Source organism: Mycobacterium sp. NGS11 (assembly GCF_059813315.1).
Genome location: NZ_JCALEJ010000056.1, coordinates 1 through 4,379, shown reverse-complemented (window position 1 = coordinate 4,379; position 4,379 = coordinate 1). Strand labels below are relative to the sequence as shown.

Genomic DNA, 4,379 nt, shown 5'->3' with positions numbered 1-4,379 from the left:
CAAATCCATGTCCCGCTCGCGCGCTGGGGAGACGCGGCCGCAGAACGCGCCATGCCCGGGGTGGTGGCGTGACAATTCCATAAGCTTCGGCGAGCTCGGCCACCGAGCACATAGCCCACTGATCTCTCCGCCCCATCTGCTCAACGCGGCGGCCGGGGAGTGACCCGAGCCCGTCCAGGGACCTCGTCGATGCCCGGGTGCGGGTCGAGCCTGAAGTTGCGCCTGGCCCGAACGCAGATGCGCCTGAAGCCGGTGGGCTGTTGACTTCCATTTCGATGGCACCACCGACCGCCGCCGGATCCAAAAGATCGCCTCGATCATCGACGAACACACCCAGCACATGTGTTGTCGATGGTCGGGTGCGGCGCGCAGCATCACGGCCGAGGGCCTGATCATCGAATTTGACCGCCAGGCCAGACAGTGTGATACCCACCCGAGGGCGCTGCGGCGGAGCAATGATCAGAGCCTGTGGGCGACGCGATGTCGCGCATGTGTCCGTGGCCATGAAAAAGTACCTACTGGTGGCCAGGTAGAGGTATCCAGTTTTGGCCGGATTGAAGTATCCACCCTATCGCTTGCCAGGGTGATAGGACCACCTGATTGCCAGGGGGATGGGACCACCGTGGCGCGTTATCGAGGGTGCTCGTCGGGATGGTCTGGGTCAAGCTGGCCGCCGCGGGTGCGTTGGCGGTAGGACGGTCCTTCGATGACCAGGGTGTGGGCGGTGGTGGTCAGTCGGTCGATGACTGATTGGGCCAGTAGCGTGTCGGCGGTCATGGTCAGCCATGCAACTGGAGCCGGCACGGACGCGTTCGACGACGATTTCGTAGATGTCGCTGGTTTCGGTGGCGTCGAGCGGCCGTAGGGGGTCGGTGACAAACCCGCCATGACCGGCGGAGTCGAACCATCCGCGGGTGAACTACGGGTTGACTGCATCAGCGGCAGCGATCACCGGCTTGAGATTGTCGTGGATCAGGAGGGCGAACACGCCACCGACGATCTCCCATGCTGCCTCGCCCCCGGCGATCACTGCGGCCAAGGTCTGCGGATAGGACAACCACACGAACATGTGTCAGGAGTGCACCGCCTCTGTGATGCGCCGGTACGGCTCCCGCTCGGTGAAGCGACTCGTTCCGGTCATCGCGACTGGGCCGATCTTGCCGGTCCCTCGGAATTCGGCGTCGACCCCGTCTGATACTTCGCCGATTGGCGTAACAGTGCGCAACCCAAAGACCCACTTCAGCATCCGGCGGTAGTCGACAGCCTAAATGAGTAATTCCAAGGGTTGTTACTGGTGTGGCTGCTGTGAATTGAGGGTGAGGGTATCCAGGATTGGCGTTGCAAACCCAACCTGGCACTGGAGGCTCAAGTGGACGCCGACCTGGACACCCTCGCAACCGCACTGTACGTGACGACCGATGATTTCCTCGCCGACAATCCGCAACATCCACCGTGGCGGCCGAAGGTGGGGCTCAATCCGCGACTATCCGATGCCGAACTGGTCACGCTGGTGGTGCTGCAGGCATTGCTCGGCTTTACTTCCGAGGCGCGCTGGTTGCGCTATGCCACTACCCACCTGCGTGGGATGTTTCCTGATCTGCCAACGCAATCCGGTTACAACAAGCGTGTCCGGGCAGCGACCGGGATGTTGCGCGCAGTGTTCGCGCATCTGGTCGGCTGCTGCTCGCGCTCAACTGACGACGTTTGGGTCGTGGACTCCAGGCCGGTGGAGTGCGGGCGTTCACGAGAGACTGCCAAACGCTCCGATCTGGCCGGCTGGGCCGAGTATGGGTACTGTGCGTCGCACTCGCGGTATTTCTGGGGGCTGCGACTGCACCTGCTGTGCACTCCGGCGGGGCTGCCGGTCGCCTTCGCGCTCACCGGGGCCAAGGCTGACGAACGCGACACGCTGATGGGCATCTTCGATGCTGATCCTGCCCTGCTGGGCGCCCTCCCCAACCAACAGCTGATGGCGGACAAGAATTACTACGGCAAGCAGTTCGAAACCGAGCTTGCCAGCAAGGGGGTCACCCTGCTGCGGCCCGCTCGCGCGGGCGAGAAACCTCGTGCGGGACAACAGTTTTTTAACCGTTACGACAGATCATCGAATCCGTCAACAACACCCTCAAGGCCCAATTGGACCTCGAACGCCACGGCGGACGCACCGTTGCCGGTGTCGCCGCCCGCGTCCTGCAACGCATCCTGGCCCTGACCGCCGCGATCTGGCACAACGACCACGCCAGCCAGCCCATCCTGCGATCACTGACTGCCTACGACCACTAACCCCTTGGAATCACTCATCTAGTCGAAAACCGCTTCAGCCGGCAATTCTAGAGTGCCAGACGCGAACACCATCGTCATGCGTCACCAGCCCAGGACAAGGACTCCGCCGTGGCATTGCCTACAGAATGATCCATGCGGTCAGAGCGCATGGATCGACCATGGTGGCATCATCATCACAACCCATCAATAGCATTGGATTTCGAATCTCCCTTGTGGGGGTCGGCCGGCCGCTACGATGAACCGCATTGATGATGGTGAAGACGGATCGTCACGCGCGGCGCGACGTTCAGCGCTTGCAGACGGGTGACACCGAGACGCCTCAACGCGTGGGGAGTTGCCTGACGAACCGTTGACTTCGAGCAGTGGCTTTAGTCTTTGGGATTAGAATTTCGGGGTGTCGATGAACCTGGGTGCCGTGGGGCGGCTGCTACCGGAGTTGACCGGGGATGCCCGAGCTGATCGTTGGCGCGAGCATCGAGCTGCTGTGCGGGCGGAGCTGATAGAAGCGACGCTTCGCGCGATCGACGAGTACGGGCCTGACCTGTCGATCGACGATGTGGTAAAGACCGCGGGGATCCCCAGGCCCAAGCTGTATCGATTCTTCGCGGATAAGGACGCCTTATTCGCCGCGGTCGGCCAGCGGGTGCAGGAGCTGATCATCGAGCAAGTCGTGCCGCAGTTTGATGCCGCCACCACGGCGCTGGAGCTGGTCAGCTCCGCGGTGGCCGCGTACGTCGGGCTCGTGGATAAGCGGCCCAATCTTTTCCGTTTCCTGGTGAATTCCCACTTCAGGGACGGGCGTTCGCCCGCGGATTTGATCGAGGGCGGCAGGCCCCTTTCGGACGCCACAGTGGATGCTTGGTCAGCAGCTATCGAGGCGCGTGGTGGCGAGGGCGCCAACTTTGAATATGTTGTGGATGCTGCTCTGGGAGCGGTGGGGCTTGGTGTGCTGCGCTGGCTGAATTCCCCGACCGTCAGCAAGGATGCCCTTGTCGAAGAGTTGACTGCTTTTTTGTGGGGCGCCTTTTCGGCAATTGCGGAAGTGCGTGGGGTGCACCTCACTCCTGACACGACGCTAGAGTCACCAGCCAAGGCGAATTGAGCGGTCGCTTTCCCAGTTCAGGCGGCTGGCGGCGCCGACATGCTGAATCTGCAACTTCCCCCAAACCGTAGGGGCATACACCAGGAGGAATGGATGCGCCGGAAACACGGATCGGGAGTGAGATATCGTCAACACCTGTGGGGACACCAGACGCCCAGGCAGTTGCAGGATGGCCCACTCGGGTCGGAGTTGAGTTGAGTTTGCCGAGGCTGACACGCGATGTGAACGGCGCCATACGCTGGCGCTACGAATGGGTTAGGTCGCTAATTTGAAGAATCACCACATGACCGAGATGCTGACCCAGATGCAGACTTCTTCGCGTGAAACTCCGCTCGAAGACGAGGCGGTTAGCGGCTTACGAGGAGAAGTTTCGGGAGGAACAACACGATTTGTGCTGAGATGTTCAGAGAATCTCGACCGGCTCGGGCGCAGCTCGTTTTCGCTGAACTGGATGAAAACCGGACAAGGCAAATTGGGATGTTCGCGCGCGCCCGAGTTCGCGGGGATTGACCTATACCGACATCAACCGCCCGCCGGCCTACGGGACGCTGCCCGAGCACAATGCGACGCGCAATTTCGCCCCGGCGCGGCTCCGTAGGTGACCCCTATGTCCAGATGCCGACCATCGACGCTTATGACATCCTCGATAAGAAGGAGGCCTGGGCGGACAACGTCAGGACGCTGTATACGGAGGCCAAGGCGGGGCAGTGGAACTCCATTAGCGATTTGTCCTTACAATTTTCCGGGCCGGGGAGTACCTATCCAAGACGCATGTCGGCGATGAGATCTTCCGCTGCATACAGGACGAGTCCCGTCACATCTCGTACGGGACCCTGAAGTTGAAGAACTTCCTCGACAGCTCGATTGATCGGGAAAAGGCGCTTTCGGATATGCATCGGTTCGCCGATCTTGGTGAGCAGATCATCCCCACTGTACTGAGCCGCCCCTGTTGGGCCGCGGCCGTGACGATGGGCGGTGAGTGGACAAGATCGAC

General features: G+C 61.4%; 3 protein-coding genes and 2 pseudogenes. 3 read left to right on the top strand and 2 right to left on the bottom strand.

The genetic code is table 11. The features are described 5' to 3' along the window. Positions 1–630 precede the first annotated feature (630 nt). Together AC5Y4T_RS26035 and AC5Y4T_RS26030 are read right to left on the bottom strand one after the other, a co-directional pair. Positions 631–865, bottom strand: a pseudogene (locus tag AC5Y4T_RS26035) (ATP-binding protein); the annotation flags it as partial. 54 nt (positions 866–919) lie between these two features. Then, complete coding sequence (locus AC5Y4T_RS26030; protein WP_371286262.1) at positions 920–1,069, bottom strand: hypothetical protein; 150 nt, start codon at positions 1,067–1,069, stop codon at positions 920–922. A gap of 300 nt (positions 1,070–1,369) precedes the next feature. Between AC5Y4T_RS26030 and AC5Y4T_RS26025 the strand changes: the two are divergent. The 3 genes and pseudogenes from AC5Y4T_RS26025 (at position 1,370) to AC5Y4T_RS26015 (ending at position 3,983) form a co-directional block, all read left to right on the top strand. Next, a pseudogene (locus AC5Y4T_RS26025) lies at positions 1,370–2,283 on the top strand (IS982 family transposase). A 400-nt stretch (positions 2,284–2,683) separates the two neighbouring features. Beyond that, a complete protein-coding gene (locus AC5Y4T_RS26020) occupies positions 2,684–3,385 on the top strand; it encodes a TetR/AcrR family transcriptional regulator (protein ID WP_069953928.1) in 702 nt (233 codons plus the stop codon). 283 nt (positions 3,386–3,668) lie between these two features. Next, positions 3,669–3,983 carry a hypothetical protein gene (locus AC5Y4T_RS26015; RefSeq protein WP_142305251.1) on the top strand — a complete coding sequence of 105 codons (315 nt, stop codon included), beginning with the start codon at positions 3,669–3,671 and terminating at the stop codon, positions 3,981–3,983. Positions 3,984–4,379 lie beyond the last annotated feature (396 nt).